Annotated in this window: 6 protein-coding genes; all 6 read left to right on the forward strand. The window is 64.3% G+C overall.

Annotation, left to right across the window (positions count from 1 at the left end):
- Nucleotides 1–4: 4 nt before the first annotated feature.
- The 6 genes from pvdN (at nt 5) to AC19YX_RS28475 (ending at nt 20402) form a co-directional block, all read left to right on the forward strand.
- Complete coding sequence (gene pvdN, locus AC19YX_RS28450; RefSeq protein WP_500607588.1) at nt 5–1285, forward strand: pyoverdine-tailoring periplasmic protein PvdN; 1281 nt, start codon at nt 5–7, stop codon at nt 1283–1285.
- Between the two features lie 30 nt (nt 1286–1315).
- Entirely contained in the window at nt 1316–2224 is a 909-nt protein-coding gene (gene pvdO / locus AC19YX_RS28455; protein WP_500607589.1) for a dihydropyoverdine dehydrogenase, read from the forward strand.
- Nucleotides 2225–2436: 212 nt separating this feature from the next.
- Nucleotides 2437–4086: a cyclic peptide export ABC transporter gene (locus AC19YX_RS28460; RefSeq protein WP_421549523.1), complete on the forward strand. Its 1650-nt coding sequence runs from the start codon at nt 2437–2439 to the stop codon at nt 4084–4086.
- 127 nt (nt 4087–4213) lie between these two features.
- Entirely contained in the window at nt 4214–10711 is a 6498-nt protein-coding gene (locus AC19YX_RS28465; RefSeq protein ID WP_500607590.1) for an amino acid adenylation domain-containing protein, read from the forward strand.
- Nucleotides 10711–19371 carry an amino acid adenylation domain-containing protein gene (locus tag AC19YX_RS28470; RefSeq protein WP_500607591.1) on the forward strand — a complete coding sequence of 2887 codons (8661 nt, stop codon included), beginning with the start codon at nt 10711–10713 and terminating at the stop codon, nt 19369–19371. The genes AC19YX_RS28465 and AC19YX_RS28470 overlap by 1 nt, the downstream gene beginning before the upstream one ends.
- Before the next feature lie 68 nt (nt 19372–19439).
- The gene (locus AC19YX_RS28475; RefSeq protein ID WP_500603715.1) at nt 19440–20402 is read left to right on the forward strand and encodes an alpha/beta hydrolase; all 963 of its coding nucleotides are present in this window, start codon (nt 19440–19442) and stop codon (nt 20400–20402) included.
- Nucleotides 20403–20482 lie beyond the last annotated feature (80 nt).

Consider the following 20482-nt stretch of genomic DNA (forward strand, 5'->3'; position numbering starts at 1 on the left):
GCCCATGACTGACCGTAGAACTTTCCTCAAGCAGGCCGGCATTCTGGCCGCCAGCCTGCCTCTGGGCGCCAGCCTGGGTGCTCCCGCCCTGGCCGCCACCCTGCCGGGCCTGCCCCGGGACAAATGGGCACAACTGCGCCAGCTGTTTTTGCTGGACCCCGACTACATCCATTTTTCCAACTTCCTGATCGCCTCGCACCCCAAGCCGGTGCGCGACGCCATCGAGCAGCACCGCGCCTGGCTTGACCGCAACCCCGGCCTGGCCATGGACTGGGACCGCGAAGAAACCTGGAAGCACGAAGCCGAAGTGCGCCTCTGGGCCGGCCGCTACCTGCAAGCCAAGCCAGGCCAGATCGCCCTGACCGCCAGCACCACCGAAGGCCTGGCCATGGTCTACGGCGGCGTCCATGTGCGGCCGGACCAGGAGATCCTGACCACCGAGCACGAACACTACTCAACCCAGTGCGTGCTCGAGTACCGCACCCGCAAGGAAGGCACCCAGGTCCGCCAGATCAGGCTGTTCAAGGACCCACACCAGGTGTCGACGGACGAGGTCATCGCCTCGATTGCCCGCAGTATCCGGCCCAATACCCGAGTGCTGGGGATGACCTGGGTGCAGTCGGGCAGCGGGGTCAAACTGCCCGTCGGTGAAATCGGCAAGCTGGTGGCCGAGCACAACCGCGAGCGCGACGAAAAGGACCGCATCCTCTACGTGATCGATGGCGTGCATGGCTTTGGCGTCGAAGACCTGAGCTTTCCCGATATGCACTGCGACTTCTTTATCGCCGGCACCCACAAGTGGATGTTCGGCCCGCGCGGCACGGGCCTGGTCTGCGCCCGCTCGGAAGAGGTCAAGGACATCACCCCGACCATGCCGACCTTCTCCGAAGACAACAATTTCGCCACTTCGATGTCCCCTGGCGGCTATCACGCCTTTGAGCATCGCTGGGCACTGAGCAAGGCCTTCGAACTGCATCTGCAACTGGGCAAGGCCGAGGTCCAGGCACGGATCCATGAACTCAACAGCTACCTCAAAAAGCGCCTGCTGGAGCACCCCTCCATCGAGCTGGTCACGCCCCTGAGCCCCGAGTACTCGGCCGGCTTCACTTTCTTCCGGGTCAAGGGCCAGGACAGCGACAAGGTCGCGGCCTACCTGATGCAGAACCGCGTGGTCGCCGATGCCGTTGATCGCGACGTCGGCCCGGTGATCCGGACCGCTCCGGGCCTGCTCAACACCGAGGCCGAAGTCGACCGTTTCATGACCCTGCTCAGCCAAAAGCTCTGAATCCTGCGCCCCTTTCACTGGAGACCCACGATGCCCCGCTTCCCGCTACCCGCGCTGCGCGCCGCCTTCTCACTGCCCGCCCTGGCCCTGGCCGCACTGCTCGGCACCCTGCTGCCGAGCGCCGCCGAGGCCGCCGCGCCGCCCGTACCCGGCCAGGTGTTCAAGGACTGCCGGGACTGCCCGGAAATGGTCGTGCTGCCCAGCGGCAGTTTCATCATGGGCACCCCGGATGACGAAGTCGGGCGCCAGCCTGACGAAGGCCCGATACATGAAGTGACCTTCAGCAAGCCTTTCGCCCTCAGCCGCTTCACCGTGACCGCCGGCGAATGGGCGGTCTACCTGCGCGAAAGCGGCTACACGATGCCTGACGGAGACGCCCGCCCCGGTCGCGAATGCATTGCCGGCAAGCCACGCTACCCGGTGTCGCCGCGCCAGCCGGCGGTGTGCCTGACCTGGCACGAGGCACAGAGCTACATCGCCTGGCTGTCGAAGAAAACCGGCAAGGCCTATCGCATGCCCAGTGAATCGGTGCGCGAATACGCGGCCCGGGCGGGCAGCAAGGGGCCCTTCCCCTTCCCGTTCGATGAGGGCAAGGAATACAGCATCGCCAAACACGCCAACACCTACGGCCCCGAAGACGGCTTCAGCTACACCGCCCCCGTTGGCAGCTTCCCGCCCAACGCCTTTGGCCTGTATGACATGCACGGCAATGTCTACGAATGGCTGTCGGATATCATCCACGAAAACTATGTCGGCGCCCCCACCGATGGCAGTGCCTGGACCGACCAGCCCAACCCCGATGACGACTGCGACTACCGGGCCATGCGCGGCAATGACTGGACCGAAGCCCCGATCTTTTCCCGCTCCGGCAACCGCAACGATCGCTGTTCGAAAACCGCTGGTGACTGGCTGGGGTTTCGCGTGATGCGCGATCTGTAAGTCACCCAGACCGGGGAGCGCCGGCCCGTCGAGGGACCTGGCAGGCCGCGCCCGCCGCACATCGAACCGACTGCACACTGTCACGCAACGAGGGCTAAATCCCCCTCCCCCGAACTCGTCCTCTTACAGACAGCTCGCCAGGCGCACCCAAGCCTCGACGCGGGCTTCCACTCGCCCTTAGCACGTAGTCACGTCGCGACCGAGGTAGTTTCATGACCGCAGCACCCCGTAGCGCCATTCGCGAACTCTTGAGCCTGCTCAAGCCCTATCGTCCTATCGTGATCTCTTCCATTATGCTGGGCATCGTCGGCGGGCTGAGCGTCACGGCGCTGCTGGCCACGGTCAACCAGGGCCTGCACAACGCCGACGGCATGAGCAAAGGCGTGGTCCTGGCCTTTGCCGGCCTGTGCGCCCTGGCCTTGCTCAGCACCATTGCCGCCGATATCGGCACCAACTTCGTCGGCCAGAAGATCATTGCCAAGCTGCGCAAGGACCTGGGCGCCAAGGTCCTGGCGGCGCCCATCGAGCAGATCGAACGCTATCGCACCCACCGCCTGATTCCGGTACTGACCCATGACGTCGACACCATCAGCGACTTCGCCTTCGCCTTCGCCCCCCTGGCCATTTCCCTGACCGTGGTGATCGGCTGCCTGGGGTATCTGGCGGTGCTGTCGTGGCCGATCTTCCTCATGACGCTGATCGCCATCGGCGTCGGCTCGGCGGTGCAATATGTGGCGCAGACCAAGGGCGTCAAAGGTTTCTACGCCGCACGGGAAGCCGAGGACAACCTGCAAAAGCACTACCAGGCCATCGCCGAGGGCGCCAAGGAACTGCGCATCCACCGCCCTCGCCGGCATGCCATGTTCACCCGCAATATCCAGGGCACTGCCGATCACATCTGCGATACCCATATCCGTTCGATCAACATTTTCGTGATCGCCAAGAGCCTGGGTTCGATGCTGTTCTTCGTGGTGATCGGCCTGGCGCTGGCCCTGCAATCGCTGTGGCCGGCGGCCGATCCGGCGGTCATGAGCGGCTTCGTGCTGGTGCTGCTGTACATGAAAGGCCCGCTGGAGAACCTGATCGGCAACATCCCGATCATCAGCCGGGCGCAGGTGGCCTTCCGCCGCATTGCCGACCTTTCCGAACGCTTCTCGTCGCCGGAGCCGCACCTGCTGCTGAGTGCGGCCGAACACCCCGCGACGCCGCTCAAGCGCCTTGAACTGCGCGACGTGCAATACGCCTTCCCCCCGGTGGAAGGCAGCGTCCCGTTCAAGCTGGGCCCGGTCAACCTCTGCATCGAGCCGGGGGAAATTCTGTTTATCGTCGGCGAAAACGGCTGCGGCAAGACCACCCTGATCAAACTCCTGCTGGGCCTCTACACCCCGCAACAGGGCCAGGTCCTGCTCAACGGCAAGACGGTCGACGCCCAGGGCCTGGACGACTACCGCCAGCTGTTCACCACCATCTTTGCCGACTACTACCTGTTCGACGAACTGGTGCAGAACGACAAGGCCCTGCCACCCGATGCCGGGCAATACCTGGAGCGCCTGGAAATCGCCCATAAGGTCAGCGTGCGCAACGGCGCCTTCACCACCACCGACCTCTCCACCGGCCAGCGCAAGCGCCTGGCCCTGGTCAATGCCTGGCTGGATGAACGCCCGGTGCTAGTGTTCGATGAATGGGCCGCCGATCAGGACCCGACTTTCCGCCGGATCTTCTACACCGAACTGCTGCCGGACCTGAAAAAACTCGGCAAGACCATCATTGTCATTTCCCACGACGATCGTTACTTCGACGTCGCCGACCAACTGGTGCGCATGGAAACCGGCCAGGTCATCAGCGACAAGGCCTTTGCCTGATATCAGCAGCACCCCGGCGAGCGCCCAGCCGCTCGCCGTCCCCTCCCAGATGCGCCTAAATCCCCCCCGCCACACTTCGTCTTCATGACAACGCTTATTTCCTCTGCCGACGGCGACGAGATCGATCATGAATCAAATGAACCAACTACCTGACGACGACCTGCTGGCCTTGTTGATGGCCGACGAGGCTGGTAGTGAACAGTCCATCCAGCGCGCGACCGAGTCAGGGCCAAGTGAACTGTCCTTCGCCCAGCAACGGCTGTGGTTCCTGCAACAACTGGCCCCCGAGAGCAGTGCCTATAACCTGCCGCGTGCCATCCAGCTGCGTGGTGCACTGGACGCGACCGTGCTGCAGGACGCCTTGCAACACATCATTGATAAACATGACATTCTCAAGACCGCCTTCCTCGAGATCGAGGGGCAGCCCAGGCAGGTCGTGGTTCCCGAGGCACGGCTCAGGCTGTCGCTGGAAGACCTCTCGACACTGGAACCGACGCAACGCAGCCAAACCCTGCGCGCCCGCCTGGACGCGGAGGCCGGGCGAGCCTTTGACCTGAGCCAGGCGCCGCTGATTCGCAGCGCACTGCTGAGGATGGCGCCTGACGAGCACGTCCTGCTGCTGAACATGCACCACATCGTTTCGGACGCGTGGTCCAACCCGATTCTCATGCAAGACCTGGGCGCAGCCTATGAACTGGCTGGCAGTGGCGATCCAGGCCGCCTTGCCCGACCGGCGATCCAATATCACGACTACGCTCGCTGGCAACGCCGGGATTACCCACGGACACCCCAGCACGACGCCGCGGCCGCCTACTGGAAAACCTACCTGGGCGAGGAAATCCTCCCTCTTGAACTGCCCGCTGACTTCCTCGTGGCACAGGACACCCGCCACCCGGCGGCGTCTCATTCGCTGAGCCTGGCTCCCGAGCTGAGCCGCAACCTCAATGCCTTTTGCCAGGCTCATGGGCTCACGCCGTTCGTGGTGCTTCTGGGGGCCTGGCAACTGTTGCTGGGGCGCTACAGCAATCAGCACGACTTCACCGTGGGCGTACCCAACGCCACCCGCAACCAGAGTGAAACCCAAGACCTGGTTGGCTTTTTTGTCAGCAGCCTGATCTATCGGGCGCAACTGGATCACAGCCCGACCACACTCGACTTCCTGCAGCGTCTGCGCCAAGAGTCCCTGGCCGCCTTGGAGCACTCCGACTACCCGGTCGAGCTGATTATCGAAGACCTGCACGTGCAGCGCAGGACTCAAGCCAATCCGTTGTTCCAGACCCTGTTCAACTGGCGTGTCGCAGGCCCGCAACAAGGCCCCATGGCGTTGGGCGAACTGCAGCTGGAGTTTCTTCCCCTGGAGCAACAAGAGGCCAAGTTCGACCTGGCTCTGGAGGTCGAGTACCAACCACAGGCCATTCACGCCAGTCTTGAGTACAGCAGTGCACTGTTCAGGCCGGAGACCATCGAACGCATGGCGCAGCACTGGCAGAACCTGCTGCACGCGATGGTGGCCGATGCCAACCAGCGCATTGGCGATCTGGCGTTGCTGGATACTGCCGAGCAACAGGCGAGCATCGCGGCCTGGAACCCGGCTCGGGTCGAATTCCCGGCCACCCAGGGCATTCATCAGCTGATCGAACAGCAGGTCGAGCGCACGCCCGAGGCCGTGGCAGTGGTATTCGAGCAGCAGTCCCTGAGCTATCGCCAGCTCAATCAGCGGGCCAACCGGTTGGCCCATCAACTGATTGAAAACGGCGTCGGTCCTGATGTGCTGGTCGGCCTGGCGGTGGAGCGCAGCCTGGAGATGGTGGTCGGGCTGTTGGCGATCCTCAAGGCCGGCGGTGCCTATGTGCCTCTGGACCCGGCTTATCCACAGGAGCGGCTGGCCTACATGATTGAGGACAGCGGCATTCGCCTGCTGCTGACCCAGCCTACGGTATTGGGGACCCTGCCGATCCCGGACGGGGTGCGCACGCTGCTACTCGACACCTCCGAATTGGCTGGCTACAGCCTGGACAACCCACAGGTGGCGATCGACCCGGCCAACCTCGCTTACGTCATCTACACCTCCGGTTCCACCGGCAAACCCAAGGGCACCTTGCTCCCGCACCACAATGTGCTGCGCCTGTTCCAGGCCACCGACCGCTGGTTCAACTTTGGCCCGCAGGATGTCTGGAGCCTGTTCCATTCCTACGCCTTCGACTTCTCGGTGTGGGAGATCTTTGGCGCACTGCTGTACGGCGGCAAGCTGGTGGTGGTGCCCCATGACGTCAGCCGCTCGCCGGAAGAGTTTTATGCCTTGCTCTGCCGCGAAGGGGTCACGGTGCTGAACCAGACCCCGTCGGCCTTCAAGCAGTTGATGCCAGTGGCCTGCGCCAAAGAATCCGGCAACGCCCTGCGCTATGTGGTATTTGGCGGCGAGGCCCTGGAAGTGAAGGCCCTGCAGCCCTGGTTCCAGCGTTTTGGCGACCAGCAGCCGCAACTGATCAATATGTACGGCATCACTGAAACCACGGTGCACGTGACGTACCGCCCGATCACCCAGGCCGATCTGCAGGCAGACGCCAGCAGCCCGATTGGTGAGGTGATCCCGGATCTCTCCTGGTACTTGCTCGACAGCAGCCTCAACCCAGTGGCCAAGGGCTGCATTGGTGAACTGTATGTCGGCCAGGCCGGTTTGGCCCGTGGCTACCTCAATCGCGGCGACCTGACGGCCACGCGTTTTATTGCCGACCCATTCTCGACGTCGGGCGAGCGGCTGTACCGCACCGGTGACCTGGCGCGTTACCGCGCCGATGGGGTCATCGAGTACATCGGGCGTATCGACCATCAGGTGAAGATCCGCGGTTTCCGCATCGAACTGGGTGAGATCGAAGCGCGCTTGTTGCAACTGCCGGCGGTGCGCGAAGCCGTGGTCCTGGCCATGGACGGTGCCAACGGCCAACAGTTGGTGGGCTACATCGTCGTCCAGCCGGGGCAGTCGGCTGATGCCGAGCTGCGGGAGGCAATCAAGGCTCAACTGCGCACGGACCTGCCGGACTATATGGTCCCGGCGCACCTGCTGTTCCTCGACACCCTGCCATTGACCGGCAACGGCAAGCTGGACCGCAAGGCCTTGCCCCAGCCCGATGCCAGCCTGTTGCAACAGGCCTATGTGGCGCCGCAAAGCGAGCTGGAACAGCAGATCGCGGCGATCTGGCAGGACGTGCTGAAGCTGGAGCAGGTCGGCCTCACAGACGATTTCTTCGAACTCGGCGGGCATTCGCTGCTGGCGACCCAGGTAGTGTCGCGGGTGCGCCAGAGCCTGGGTCTTGAGGTGGCGCTGCGGACCTTGTTCGAGCACAGCCGGCTGGCGGAGTTTGCCGCGTCCCTGGGTTGCACGACTTCCGCCGGCGAGCCACCGCTGAAAAGGGTCGAACGCAACAAGCCGCTGCCACTGTCCTATGCCCAGGAGCGGCAGCTGTTTCTATGGCAGTTCTACCCCGAGAGCAACGCGTACCACATTCCGGCCGCCATCCGCATGCGCGGTGAGTTGGATATCCAGGCGTTGCAATACAGCCTGAATGCGCTTCTGGCACGCCACGAAAGCTTGCGCACGACATTCGTCGAACAAGGCGAACACAGCGTGCAAGTCATCGCCGACCACGCACTCCTTGGCCTGAGTATGGATCAGCGACCGGTGCAGCCGCTCTCCCCCCAACAAATCGAAGACTGCATCGAGCACGAAACCCGCAAGCCATTCAACCTGGCGCAAGGGCCTCTGTTGCGAGCCAAGCTCGTGTCCCTGGCCGACGACGAGTACCTGTTGCTGCTGACACAGCACCACATCGTGTCGGACGGCTGGTCAACCCAGGTCATGGTCGAAGAGTTGATCGAACTCTATGCAGCAAACACCGAGCAGCGTGCGCCGAACCTGCCCGAGCTGCCGATTCAGTACGCCGACTATGCGGTCTGGCAGCGGCAATGGATGGAGGCAGGCGAGCGCGAGCGGCAGCTGGCGTACTGGGTCGGGCAACTGGGCGGTGAGCAGAAGACACTGGAACTGCCGACCGATCACCTGCGACCTGCCAGGCAGAGCTTTCGTGGCGCGAAAATCGATGTGCCATTGAGCGCCGCACTGAGCCAGGGCTTGAAGGCGCTGGCACACCGCGAAGGTGTTACCCCCTTTATGTTGCTCCTGGCGTCGTTCCAGATCTTGCTGCATCGCTACAGCGGGCAGACGGATATTCGCGTCGGTACTCCTATTGCCAACCGCAATCGGGTCGAGACCGAGCGCCTGATCGGCTTCTTCGTCAACACCCTGGTGCTGAAGTCGGAACTGAACGGCCTGATGTCCGTCACTCAGTTGCTGGCGCAAGTCAAACAGACCGCTCTGGATGCCCAGAGCCATCAGGACCTGCCGTTCGAGCAACTGGTGGAAGCCCTGCAACCGGAACGCACCTTGAGCCAGAACCCGTTGTTCCAGGTGCTGTTCAACCATCACAGTGAGCAGTTGCAACAGCGAACCGATAGGCAATTGCCGAACCTGCAACTCGAAAGCCTGGAAGCCGACAGCCTTACCGCAAAATTCGACCTGGCCCTGGACACCTTCGACAGCAGCGAAGGCCTGCATGCCGTATTGACCTACGCCGCGGATCTGTTTGCACCCTCGACGGCCGAGCGCATGGCCCGGCATTGGCAGAACCTGCTGCAGACCATGGTCAGCGACCCTGAACAAGCCATCAGCGATCTGGCGATGATCGATGCCAGTGAACAACAGCTGATGGTCAACCACTGGAACGCGACGGCGGTCGACAATTCGCTGGAGCGGGCCATCCACCAGTTGATCGAAGAGCAGGTCGAGAGAACTCCCGATGCGCCGGCACTGGCTTTTGCCAGCGAGCAGTTGAGCTACCGCCAGCTCAACCAGCGGGCCAACCAGCTCGCGCACAAGCTGATCGAACTGGGCGTGGGCCCGGATGTGCGGGTGGGCATCGCCCTTGAGCGCAGCGTGGAAATGATCGTCGGGCTGCTGGCCGTGCTCAAGGCCGGTGGCGCTTATGTGCCGCTGGATCCGGCCTACCCCGAAGATCGCCTGTTCTACATGATGCAGGACAGCGGGCTGCGGCTGCTGCTGACCCAGCGCGCGCTGCTGGAGCAATTACCGATCCCCGAAGGTGTGCAGAGCCTGGAGTTGGATCAGGATCCGTCCTGGCTCGAGGGTTATGACAAGGCCAACCCGACCCGCCGCCTCTCCCCGGAAAACCTGGCCTACGTCATCTACACCTCCGGTTCCACGGGCAAGCCCAAGGGGGTCATGGTGCGCCACGGCGCGCTGAACAACTTCATCTCGAGCATGGCCCGGGCTCCGGGGCTGGCCAGCAGCGATTGCATGATGTCGCTGACCACTTTCTCCTTCGATATCTTCGGCCTGGAAATCTACCTGCCGCTCAAGGTCGGCGCGCGCATTGTCCTCAGCGGCCAAGGCATGAACCTCGACCCCCAGGCCATCCTGGACAGCGTGCAACGCCAGGGCGTCACCGCGCTCCAGGCAACGCCTTCGACCTGGCGGATGCTGCTCGACCACCCGCACCACGAGGCCCTGCGCAACTGCAAACTGCTGTGCGGCGGCGAAGCGCTGTCCGAGGAACTGGCAGCGCGCATGCTCGGGTTGTCGGCGCAGGTGTGGAACCTGTACGGCCCGACGGAAACCACCATCTGGTCGGCGGTCTACCCCTTGAGTCCGCAGCAGCCTGCGCCGTACCTCGGTCACCCGATCGACAACACCTCGCTGTACATCGTCGACCCGTACCTGGCCACCGCGCCTGTGGGCGCCGCAGGCGAACTGCTGATTGGCGGCGACGGTCTGGCCCGGGGCTATTTCCAGCGGCCGGCGCTGACGGCGGAACGCTTCCTGCCGGATCCGTTCGGGCCACCGGGCGCGCGGGTCTATCGCACCGGCGACCTGGCCCGGTATCGCCAGGACGGCGTGATCGAATACCTCAGCCGTATCGACCACCAGGTGAAGATCCGCGGCTTCAGGATCGAGCTGGGAGAAATCGAATCCCGGGTCCTGGAACTGGACGAAGTGCGTGAGGTGGCGGTCGTCGCCAATGACACCCACGCCGGGCCACAACTGGTGGGTTATGTCGTGGCCGTCGAACCTCCAGCCGTTGCCGAGCACCAGGCCCTGCACCTGAAACTCAAGGCCTGGCTCAGCGAAAGCCTGCCTGACTACATGGTCCCGGCGCACTGGGTGGTCGTGGAAAAACTGCCGCTCACGCCCAACGGCAAGCTGGATCGCAAGGCGCTGCCCGCGATCGATATCAGCCTGTTGCAAAGAACCTACGTCGCCCCGCACAGCGAGCTGGAAAAACAACTGGCAGCGATCTGGGCCAGCATCCTCAACGTCGAGTCGATCGGTTTGAACGACAACTTCTTCGAGCTCGGCGGGCACTCCCTGCTGGCGGTACGCGTGGTATCGCGGGTGCAACTGGAGTTGGGCATGCAGATGAGCGCACAACAGATGTTCCAGTCACCCACCCTCGGCGCCCTGGCCGGCGAACTGCAACAGTCCGGCAACCCGATCGACACCCTGAAACTGAGCAAGCTAGAAGCACTGTTCGACGAAATGGAGGAAGTTTGATGGACCAGAATATGGCCGCACGAATCGCCAAGCGGTTCATCACCCTGCCGTTGGACAAGCGCAAGCTGTTCCTGGAAAAGATGCTCGGCGAAGGCGTTTCACCCGCCAACCTGCCGATTCCTGCGGTGCAATCGGAGGTGGAGCTGATCTCCCTGTCGTTTGCTCAGGAACGCCAGTGGTTTCTCTGGCAACTGGAGCCTACGAGCACCGCCTACCACCTGTCTGTGGCCTTGCGCATGCAGGGCGAGCTGGATGTCCAGGCGCTGGAGCGCAGCTTCAATGCCTTGATCGAGCGCCACCAGACCTTGCGCACCACCTTTGAACAGACCGAAGACGGCGCGGTGCAGGTGATCGCTCCGCAGTGGTCGCTCAAGGTCGTTGTCGAGCGGGCCGAGCCGGTGCTGGACGAGCTGGCCCGCGAGCGCGTGATCAAGGCCTTCGTCGATGCCCAGACCCAGGAGCTGTTCGACCTGCAACAGGGCCCCCTGCTGCGGGTCAAGTTGCTGCGGCTGGCGGCCCACGAGCACATCATGGTGATCGCCCAGCACCATATTGTTTCCGACGCGGCCTCGCTGCAGGTCATGGTCAGCGACCTGGTCGAGCTGTATGCCGCCGCCAGCCTGGGGCAGCCGGCCGACCTGGCACCACTGCCGATCCAGTACGCCGACTACGCCATCTGGCAACGACGCTGGATGGAAGCCGGCGAGCGCGAGCGGCAACTGGCCTACTGGACGGACCAGCTCGGCGATGAACAACCGGTGCTCGAACTGCCCCTCGATCGGCCACGCCCAGCGGTCCAGAGCTACCGCGGCGCGCGCCTGGATATCGTGCTCGACACGGCCCTGGGTCAGGGCCTCAAGCAGCTCGCCCAGCAGGAAAACGTGACCCCGTTCATGCTGTTGCTGGCCTCGTTCCAGACCTTGCTGCACCGCTACAGCCGCCAGGACGACATCCGCATCGGCGTGCCGGTGGCCAACCGCAATCGGGTTGAAACCGAAGGCCTGATCGGCTTCTTCGTCAATACCCAGGTACTCAAGGCCGACTTCACCGAGGCGCTGCGCTTCTGTGACCTGCTGCAACAGGTCAAGCACACCGCGATACAGGCCCAGGCCTACCAGGACTTGCCATTTGGCCATCTGGTAGAAGCCCTGCAACCGGAACGCAACCTGAGCCTTACACCGCTGTTCCAGGTGCTGTACAACCACCGCGGCTCGGCCCGGGACGCCAGCAGCGAGAAAGCGACGCACCCGCAACCGCTGCTGATCGAAAGCCTGGACTGGGAAATCACCAGCGCCCAGTTCGACCTGACCCTGAACACGGTGGAGTCCGCCGAAGGCATCGCCGCGACACTGACTTACGCCACGGATCTGTTCGACCGCAGCACCGTCGAACGCCTGGCCGGTCACTGGCAGAACCTGCTGCGGGGAATCGTCGCCAACCCGCAGCAAGCCATCGCCGAGCTGCCCTTGCTGGACGCCAGCGAGCAGCAACAGAACCTCAAGCAGTGGAACCCCGATACGGCGCACTGCCCCAGCGAACGCTGCCTGCATCAACTGATCGAGGCCCAGGCCGAGCGCGCGCCCCAGGCCATTGCGGTGAGCCTGGGCCAGCAACGGTTGACCTATGCCCAGCTCAACAGCCGGGCCAACCAGTTGGCCCACGCCCTGATCGAGCACCAGGTCGGACCGGACGTCATGGTCGGGCTGGCGGTCGAGCGCAGCCTGGACATGATCATCGGCCTGCTGGCCATCCTCAAGGCCGGCGGTGCCTACGTGCCGCTGGACCCAGCCTACCCGCAGGAGCGCCTGGCCTACATGATGCAAGACAGCGGCCTGTCGCTGTTGCTGACCCAGGCCGAGGTCCGGGATCGCCTGCCGATCCCACCGCAGGTCAGGACCCTGCTGATCGATGCCCACGAAACGGATGGCTTCAGCAGCGCCAACCCGCAGGTCGCGCTGGACCCGGCCAACCTGGCCTATGTGATCTACACCTCCGGCTCCACCGGCAAACCCAAGGGCGCCCTGCTCGCCCATCACAACGTGCTGCGCCTGTTCAAGGCCACCGAGGGCTGGTTCCAGTTTGGCCCGCAGGACGTCTGGAGCCTGTTTCACTCCTATGCCTTCGACTTTTCGGTCTGGGAAATCTTTGGCGCGCTGCTTTACGGCGGCCGGCTGGCTATGGTGCCGCAGGAGGTCAGCCGCTCACCGGAAGACTTCTTCACGCTGTTGTGCGACGAGGGCGTCACGGTGCTGAACCAGACACCCTCCGCCTTCAAGCAACTGCTGCAAGTGGCCTGCTCCCCCGAGCAGGCCGGGGCCAGCCTCGCCCTGCGCTATGTGGTATTTGGCGGCGAAGCCCTGGAAGTGCAGAGCCTGCGCCCCTGGTTCCAGCGGTTTGGCGACCAGCAGCCGCAGTTGATCAATATGTACGGCATCACCGAAACCACGGTGCATGTGACCTACCGCCCCATCACCCTGGCCGACTTGCAGCAGGAAGCCTCCAGCCCGATCGGCGTACCGATTCCCGACCTGTCCTGGTACCTGCTCGACGCGCATTTGAACCCGGTGCCCAAAGGCTGCATCGGTGAGCTCTATGTCGGCCAGGCCGGCCTGGCCCGCGGCTATCTGAAACGTGCCGACCTGAGCGCCACGCGTTTTATTCCCGATCCGTTCGGCGCCCCGGGTGAACGCCTGTACCGTACCGGCGACCTGGCGCGCTATCGCGCCGACGGCGTGATCGAGTACGCCGGGCGCATCGACCATCAGGTCAAGATCCGCGGTTTCCGCATCGAACTGGGAGAGATCGAAGCCCGTTTGCTGCACCTGCCGCTGATCCGCGAAGCGGTGGTGCTGGCCCAAGCCGGGCCGAATGGCCAGCAACTGGTGGCGTATGTGGTGCCCAGCAGTGCCCCGGACGGGGCCGAGGCCAGCAGCGCACTGCGCGATGAGATCAAGGCCCGGCTCAAGGAAGAGCTGCCGGACTACATGGTTCCGGCGCACCTGCTGTTTATCCCGCAGCTGCCGCTGACGGCCAATGGCAAGCTGGACCGCAAGGCCCTGCCGCAGCCGGACGCCAGCCAACTGCAACGGGCCTATGTGGCGCCGCAAAGCGAGCTGGAACAACGGATCGCCGAACTCTGGCAGAGCGTGCTGAAACTGCCGCAAGTGGGGTTGAACGACAACTTCTTCGAACTCGGCGGCGACTCGATCATCTCCATCCAGCTGGTCAGCCGCGCGCGCCAGGCCGGCATCCGCTTCAGCCCCAAGGACCTGTTTCAGCACCAGACCGTCAGGAGCCTGGCCAACGTCGCCCAGACCACCCAGGACAGCGGGCAAATCGACCAGGGCGCGGTCACGGGCACCACGCCGTTGCTGGCCATCCAGCAGATGTTTTTCGACACCCCGATTCCCCAGCGTCAGCACTGGAACCAGTCGGTCATGCTCAAGCCCGCCAAGCCGTTGGATGGCGAACTGCTGGAGCAGACCCTGCAGCACCTGACCCGCCACCACGATGCCCTGCGCCTGAGTTTCAGCGAGGATCAGGGGCAATGGCGCGCGACGTTCCTGGCGCCCCAGCCGAGCACCCGACTGCTCTGGCAGGCAAGCGTCGCCAACACCGACGAACTGGAACACTGGGCGGAAAAAGCCCAGGCCAGCCTCGACCTGCACGCCGGCCCCTTGCTGCGCGGGCTGCTGGCCACGTTGCAGGACGGCAGTCAGCGCCTGTTGCTGGTGGTGCACCACCTGGCGGTCGACGGGGTGTCGTGGCGGATTCTGTTCGAAGACTTGCAACACGCCTACACCCAGTTGCTGGGCGGCCAGGCCGTGGCCCTGCAAGACAAGACCAGCGCCGTCAAGGACTGGGCCGAACAGTTGCAAGGTCACGCCCGCAGTGAAGCCTTGCAGAAAGAGCTGACCTATTGGCAGGAGCAATTGCAGGAAGTGCCGGCAACGCTGCCCTGCGATCGCCCCGACGGCGGCCTGCAGAACCATCATGGCCGCAGCCTGGAAACGCGCCTGGACCCGCACCTGACCCGACAACTGCTGCAAGACGCCCCCGCGGCCTACCGGACCCAGATCAACGACCTGCTGCTCACCGCCCTGGCACGGGTGCTCCAGCGCTGGACCGGTTATTCCAGCAACCTGATCCAGCTCGAAGGCCATGGCCGCGAAGAGCTGTTCGATCATCTGGACCTGACGCGCACCGTCGGCTGGTTCACCAGTGTCTTCCCGGTCAAGTTGAGCCTGGCCGCCGACCTCGGCGACTCGATCAAGCAGATCAAGGAACAACTGCGGGCAATCCCCAACAAAGGTATCGGCTTCGGTGCCCTGCGCTACCTCGGGGACCCGCAGACCCGGGACACCCTGAGCCGTTTGCCCGAACCGCGGATCACCTTCAACTACCTGGGCCAGTTCGATGGCAGCTTCGATCGCGACCAAGGTGCGCTGTTCGCCCCCGCCGAGGAAAGCACCGGCGCCAATCAAAGCCCGCAGGCGCCCCTGGGCAACTGGCTCAGCCTAAATGGCCAGGTCTACGGTGGCGAGCTGAAGATCGGCTGGGGCTACAGCAGCGACATGTTCGATGATTCGACCATCCAGCACCTGGCGGACGACTTTGCCCGTGAACTGGCGGTGGTCATCGAACACTGCTGCGACCCTCGCCATCAGGGGCTGACCCCGGCGGACTTCCCGGTCGCCCGCATCACCCAGCAGCAACTGGACCGCCTGCCGGTCCCGGCCAATCGGGTGGAAGACCTTTATCCACTGTCACCGATGCAGCAAGGCATGCTGTTCCACAGCCTGGAAGCGTCCGGCGACAGCCTGTACATCAACCAGATGAGCGTCGCGGTCGAAGGCCTGGATCCCGCGCGGTTCATTGCCGCGTGGAACAGCGCCATCGCCCGCCATGAAATCCTGCGCAGCGGGTTCTGGTCGGCCAGCGAACTCGCCGAGCCGCTGCAGGTTGTGTACAAGAGCGCCACCCTGCCGACCCGGATCCTCGACTGGCAGGATCGCCCCTTCGACCCGCAAGCGCTGGAGGCACTGCTCGCCGAGGACTGCGCCGAAGGTTTCGACCTGCTGCGCGCGCCGCTGACCCGGCTGACCCTGGTCAAGCTCGACGGGCAACGCTATCACCTGATCTGGACCAGCCACCACATCCTCATGGATGGCTGGTCCAGCTCGCGCCTGCTGGGTGAGGTCTTTGAGCTGTACAACGGCCGCCCCGCGCCGGCCATTCGCGGTCACTACCGTGACTATATCCAGTGGTTGCAGAATCAGTCCCAGGCCACCCTCGAGCAGTTCTGGAAAGACAAGCTGCAAGGCTTCGGCGGCTCGACCTCGCTGTCCAACAGCCTGAGCCCGCGCCCTGCCGCCGACCTGCAAGGCCATGCCGCGCTGTACCTGAATTGGGATGAAGGCCAGACCCGGCGCCTGCGCGAGCAGGCCCAACGCCTGCGAGTGACCCCCAACACGCTGATCCAGGCCACCTGGCTGCTCTTGCTGCAACGCTACACCGGCCAGGAAAGCGTGTGCTTCGGCGCCACGGTGGCCGGTCGTCCGGCCAGCCTGCCGGGCGCCGAAGATGTGCTCGGGCTGTTCATCAATACCCTGCCGATCATCCAGGCGCCGCAGCCGCAGGCGCTGCTGGGCCAGTGGCTGCAAGATCTGCAGAGCTACAACCTGGAAGTCCGTGATCACGAACATGCCTCCCTGGCCGACGTGCAGCGCTGGTCCGGTCAAGGCGGCCAGGCGCTGTTCGACAGCATCATCGTGTTCGAAAACTACCCGGTGGATGAGCGTCTGCAGGAAGCCGGGCAGAATCAGCTCAGCTTCGGCGAAGTCAGCAACCGCGACGTCACCAACTTTGCCATGGACCTGGCGATCAACCTCGGCACGACGCTGAAGATCGAGTTCCTGTATCTGCGCAACCGCTTTACCGAAGACGCCACCGAGCAGGTCCGACGCAGCTTCGAGACGCTGCTGCTGGCCATGCTCGATCAGCCGGACGCCACCCTGGGCAGCCTCGGCATGCTGGCCGCCGCCGAGCAGCACGCCCTGCTGCAAAGCAACCAACTGCCAGCCCCGGGCACTTCCCAGCCGCTGCTGGCCGAGGTCGTGCGCCACCACGCCAGCACCCGCCCGGATGCCCTGGCAGTGGTCTGTGGCGATAGCCGCCTGACCTATGGCGAGCTGGAAGCCCGCGCCAACCGCCTGGCCCATTACCTGATCAGCCAGGGCGTGGGGCCGGAAGTGTTCGTCGGCATCGCCCTGGAACGCTCGGTAGACGTGATCGTGGCCTTCTACGCAGTGATGAAGACCGGTGGTGCCTATGTGCCACTGGACATCGACTATCCGCCGGAGCGGATCCAGTGGATCGTCGAAGACTCGGCCATGAGCGTGCTGATCACCCAGGGCGCCCTGGCTTCACGTTTCGAGGGCCTCTCGACCGCACGCCTGGAGCTCGACCGGCTGCGACTGGATGCACAGCCGTCGACCTGCCCGGCCACGGCCGTACTGGACGACAACCTCGCGTACCTGATCTACACCTCGGGGTCCACCGGCAAACCCAAGGGCGTGGCGGTGTCCCATGGCCAGATCCGCATGCATTGCCAGGCGATTGCCGAGCGCTATGACATGGATGTGAATACCCGCGAACTGCTGTTTATGTCCTTCGCCTTCGACGGCGCCCAGGAACGCTGGCTGGCGACCCTGCTCAGCGGCGCCCAACTGGTGGTCCGCGGCAACCCGCTGTGGACCCCGGAAGAAACCTGGCACGCACTGCATGCCCATCAGATCAGCATCGCCTGCTTCCCGCCGGCCTACCTGCAGCAACTGGCCGAGTACGCCGAAAGCCAGGATCAGGCGCCACCGCCGGTGCGCATCTATTGCTTCGGCGGCGATGCGGTGGCCGAAGCCAACTTCGAGCTCGTCAAGCGCGCCCTCAAGCCCGCCTACCTGACCAATGGCTACGGCCCGACGGAGACGGTCGTGACCCCGCTGCTGTGGAAGGTCAAAGCTGACCAGAACTGCGGCGCGGTCTACGCGCCAATCGGCACACGCATCGGGGAACGCACCCTGTACGTGCTCGATGAGCAGCTCAACCCGCTGCCCAATGGGGTCGCGGGCGAGCTGTATATCGGCGGCGAAGGCGTGGCCCGGGGTTATCACCAGCGCCCCGGTCTGAGTGCAGAGCGGTTTGTTGTCGACCCGTTCAGCGCCAATGGCAGCCGCCTGTATCGCACCGGCGACCTGGTGCGCCAGCGCGTCGACGGTGTGATCGACTACCTCGGGCGCCTGGACAACCAGGTCAAGATCCGTGGCTTTCGCATCGAACTGGGGGAAATCGAGGCCCGCCTGCGCGATCAAGCCCTGGTGCAGGACGCCGTGGTGGTCGCCCGGGAAACCGGCGCCGGCAAACAACTGATCGGTTATGTGGTCGCCGCCCCGGACCCGAGCCTGGGTGAGCAACTGCGCAACGCCTTGAGTCGGGAACTGCCCGACTACATGGTGCCTTCGCAGATCCTGGTCCTGGCGGCCTTGCCATTGAACCCCAACGGCAAGCTGGATCGCCTGGCCCTGCCGGACCCGGATTTCAAGGGACGGGAGTTCGTCGCGCCGCGCAATGCCCTGGAACAGGCTCTGGCCAGCATCTGGCAAGAGGTCCTGGAGCTTGAGCAGGTCGGCGTCACCGATAACTTCTTCGAGCTGGGCGGCGACTCCCTGCGGATTCTCAAGGTCCTGTCCAAGGTCCGTGGACGCAGCGACCTGGGCATCGAGCTGAAGCTGCGGGACATGATCGGCAAGCCGACCATTGCCGAGCTGTCGGGCTATGACCCCGAGGCGCACAACAGCCTCGATCCGTTGCTGCTGCTCAACAGCCGGGTGGCGGCACGCCGTCCGTTGTTCTGCCTGCACGCCGGCTTCGGCACGGTGTTCGACTACGAGCCCCTGGCCCGGCGCCTGGAAGGCCAGCGCAGTGTCTACGGACTGCAATGCCGGATGCTGCTGGACCGTCACTGGGAGGACGAATCCCTGGGCGCCATGGCCATCGACTATGCCCAGTACATTCGCCAGAAACAGGCTGACGGCCCGTACCACCTGCTGGGCTGGTCCCTGGGTGGCACCCTGGCGCTGCTGGTGGCCCAGGAGCTGGAGAGCCAGGGGCAACAGGTGGAGTTCCTGGGCCTGGTGGACAGCTTTGTGCCGAGCCTGACGCCCGAAGTCGACAATGACGACTGGAGCGATGATCTGCGCAGCTTCCTCGCGGTGATCTTCGGCTTGCCGGCGCACCAGCTGCCGCCGTTCAGCCTTCGCGCCCACAGCGACCTGGCGACCCTGGAGCCGCTGATCGCCGGGGTGCAGCAGGCCCTGGCGAGCGCCTCGGCTTACGCCGGGATCAGCAGCGATGAGCTGGCCCATACCTTCAGCGTGGCCATGAAACTCAAGGCCCTGTCGCTGCAACTGGACGCCCTGCCCGAGACCCGCAGCCGCCCGTATTGCTGGTGGGCCAAGGCTAACGCCAGCGACCCGAACCAGCGCCTCGAGGCGGCACAGGCCAACGAGCAACTGCTGGCCGGGCACTTCGACATCCTCAAGCAAGCGGCCTTCCTCAAGGACGCACTGCAACAGCTGGAGCAACCGGAAACGGTGGCCCCGTAAGCCCTTTGCCGCTGCGGATGGTCCGCAGCGGCAGCCTGAACCGACACTGTTTTCACAAGGAACCCGCAATGCCCCTGGACCCCGATCTCGAAGGCTTTCTGGAGCTGGCACACATGGGCCGCCTGAGCGGCAAGAGCCAGCCCATGCATGCGTTGAGCGTGCAACAGGCCCGCGCCGAATTCGAGCAGACCTCCGCCGTGCTCGACCCCTGCCCGCCGGCCTCGGTCAGCGTCACCACCCTGAGCGTGCCGACCCGGGACGGCCAGGCCATGCCGGCACGGCTGTACCGCGCCGCAGGCACCGGCAGCGAACTGCAAGCCACGATTCTGTACCTGCATGGTGGCGGCTATGTGGTCGGTAGCCTGGACTCCCACGATTCGATCTGTCGGCGCCTGGCCGCCAGCGGCCGGCATGCGGTCCTGGCGCCGGCCTATCGCCTGGCCCCGGAATCACCGTTCCCAACCGCGGTGCACGACGCCCTGGATGCGGCCAACTGGCTGGCGGAAAATGCCGCCTCGCTGCACCTGGACCACCAGCGCACCCATGTCGCCGGCGACAGCGTCGGCGCCACCCTGGCCACCGTGCTGGCCATTTCGGCGGTCATGCAGCCCCGGCAGATCCAGCTCAAGCCCAGGAGCCAATTGCTGTTTTACCCGGTGACCGACACCTCGACCCTGCGTCCGTCCCACAGCCGTTATGCCGAAGACCACCTGCTGGAAACCGCGACCCTGGAGTGGTTTTACCAGCACTACTGCCCGACGCCGGAGCAGCGTCTGGACTGGCGGGTCTCGCCCCTGCTGACCCAGGACCTGCCGGCCCTGGCACCGGCCTACATCAGCCTCGCGGAATACGACCCGCTGTATGACGAAGGCCTGGCCTACGCCGAGCTCCTGCAGGCACGCGGCACCGCGGTGACCCTTGAGGTGCAGAAGGGCCTGACCCATGACTTCCTGCGCATGAATGGCATCGTCGCGGGGGTCGAGGGGATCTACCAGAAGCTTGAGCAGTGGCTGGCCGATCAACCCGCTTGATACCTTGCGCCCAATAAAAAGCCCGATGCAGTGCATCGGGCTTTTTATTGGGCGCCACTTGCCATTGGGGGCCTGCTGGA

Source organism: Pseudomonas sp. MF09150, assembly GCF_059862355.1.